Origin of the sequence: Paraburkholderia sp. SIMBA_027, assembly GCF_046535315.1 — a bacterium.
GTDB lineage: Bacteria > Pseudomonadota > Gammaproteobacteria > Burkholderiales > Burkholderiaceae > Paraburkholderia > Paraburkholderia tropica.
The window spans coordinates 1-263 of sequence record NZ_JAWRWY010000840.1 but is presented as its reverse complement, the minus strand read 5'-3'; the positions used below and the strand labels follow the sequence as shown (position 1 = coordinate 263).

The window sequence follows — 263 nt, the reverse complement described above, 5'->3', positions numbered from 1 at the left end:
CCGGCATCACTGCAAAAACCCAGCACGACGGCGGGCCGGGCAGCTGCCTCGGCCGCTGCCTGCGTGTGGGGCACCACGGCTTGCCACCAGCGGCGGTGCTCGGCGCCGTCGCCGTCGAAACGGCCGGTCCAAGGGTTGGCGCTGATGTCTACAGTGAGGCTCTGGCTGCTTGTTGGTCCCATGCTTCAAGCACACCCGAAGGAGTGGATGAAAACCAGCACTTCGGCGTCGGGAGTGTCTGGGTCTCCGGACTCGGGCCTTGC

At 66.9% G+C, this 263-nt stretch carries 1 pseudogene; it reads right to left on the bottom strand.

Annotated features, from left to right (window positions below):
* A pseudogene (locus SB764_RS41435) lies at positions 1-182 on the bottom strand (hypothetical protein); the annotation flags it as partial.
* Between the last annotated feature and the right edge of the window lie 81 nt (positions 183-263).